Here is a 1675-nt window from a genome sequence, read left to right on the forward strand (position 1 = left end):
GCAGACTTTCGACGATCCTGATCGACACACCCACCGACGAGGCGGGGTCCGCCGCCACCTTCTGGTCGCGCGCCCTCGGCGTACCGGCCCACCCGGTCCCCGACGAGCCGCAGTTCACGGGCCTACCCGGCGCCCTGCCGGACCTGGTCCTCGCGGTGCAGTCCGTCGACGACCAGCCACGCTTCCACGTAGACATCGAGACGGACGACGTGGAAGCGGAGACCGCACGGCTGCTCGCCCTCGGCGCGGTCGAGACGAACAGGTGGCTCGACTGCCGCATCCTCCGCGCCCCCGGGGGCCACATCCTCTGCGTAATCCCACTCCACAGCGACCCGGAGGTGTTCGCCCGCCTGGCGCGCGCCTGGGACTAGCCGTACGCACGCCTGCGTACGCCGAAAACCGCTCCCGGGCGGACGGCGCGGCAGCCCCACCGGAGCAGGGTGGGAGCCATGGAGACGACACTCACCGATCAGGTGGCCCTGGTGACCGGCAGCTCGCGCGGCCTCGGCGCGGCGATCGCGACGACATTCGCCGCGGCGGGCGCACAGGTCGTGCTACACGGCCGGGACCGAGAGGCACTGGCCGCCGTCCGGAAACGAATCGACGGCGACGTGCTCACGGTGACCGGCGACGTCACCGACCCAACCGACCTGGACAGAATGCACGCCCAAATCATGGAGCGGCACGGCCGCGTCGACGTCCTGGTGACCAGCGCAGGCAGCACGACCAGCCGCCCAACGCCGATCGAAGACATCACCCCGGAGAGCTGGCGCGCCGACATCGACCAAAACCTGACGGCGACGTTCCTCACGGTGCGCCGCTTCCTACCGGGAATGAAGAACCGCCGGCAGGGCGCCATCATCACGCTGTCATCAGCGGCGGGCCGCAAACCAAGCGACCGCACGATCATCGCGTACGCAGCGGCAAAAGCAGGCGTCCAACTCTTCACCCAGGACCTGGCAGCCCAAGCGGGCCCCTTCGGCATCCGCGCGAACTGCCTGGCCCCGGAAACCATCCTCACAGACACCAACGCGGCTTGGATCCCACCGGAAACGCAACGCGCCCTAGCGGACGCGCATCCCCTACGTCGACTAGGCACACCAGACGACGTAGCCGCAGCGGCCCTCTTCCTGGCCTCAAACCAGGCAAGCTGGATCACAGGCATCACCCTCGACGTAGCCGGCGGCGCAGTCCTGGTCTAACAGGCTTGGACGCCGACGGCCTCGGTCACGCCAACCATTTGCAGTCCCGGCTGCCTGGCACCGCTTTCGGCCGTCGGCGAGCCGTCGCCCGCGTCGCGTGCGGCCTGGGTCGCGGCCGGTGCGGCCGTGCGCGCGCCAAGAGCCACCGCGAAGGCGTAAAGGTTCTGCCCGGCCCGCGACCACGCCGAGCCGGTGCCGCGTGCCGTCGGCAGCGGCCACCGACTCCCAACCCCCGACCGCGATGTCGTACGCGCCCGCCTCGTTGAACCTGGCCGGTCCCGCCCCGCCAATCGCGACAACCTGACCGGCACAGACCGTAGCGGCCGACAGCCGCCGCTCGCGTTCGACACGGCCGGCAACGCCGTCCGCCGCCCTACCCGCCCGCCGAGGTCTCCGCCAGGCTTTGCTCTGCACCCATATACGCGCCACGTGGGCTGACCTGCGGTGCGTATGCGGGTGCAGAGCAAAGCGGG

General features: G+C 70.4%; 2 protein-coding genes. Both read left to right on the top strand.

The features are described 5' to 3' along the window. On the top strand, positions 1-371 hold a 371-nt coding region (locus tag Asi02nite_RS41155), incomplete at its 5' end, for a VOC family protein (protein ID WP_203719468.1). A gap of 78 nt (positions 372-449) precedes the next feature. Beyond that, positions 450-1202, top strand: coding sequence for an SDR family NAD(P)-dependent oxidoreductase (locus Asi02nite_RS41160; protein WP_203719469.1), 753 nt, complete (start codon positions 450-452; stop codon positions 1200-1202). The last annotated feature ends 473 nt before the right edge of the window (positions 1203-1675 follow it).

The sequence above is a fragment of the Asanoa siamensis genome (assembly GCF_016862555.1).
Taxonomy (GTDB): Bacteria; Actinomycetota; Actinomycetes; order Mycobacteriales; family Micromonosporaceae; genus Asanoa; species Asanoa siamensis.

What these genes read in the sequence shown, in the direction of transcription:
- Asi02nite_RS41160 (WP_203719469.1), top strand. Translation starts at nt 450, where the DNA reads ATGGAGACGACACTCACCGATCAGGTGGCCCTGGTGACCGGCAGCTCG.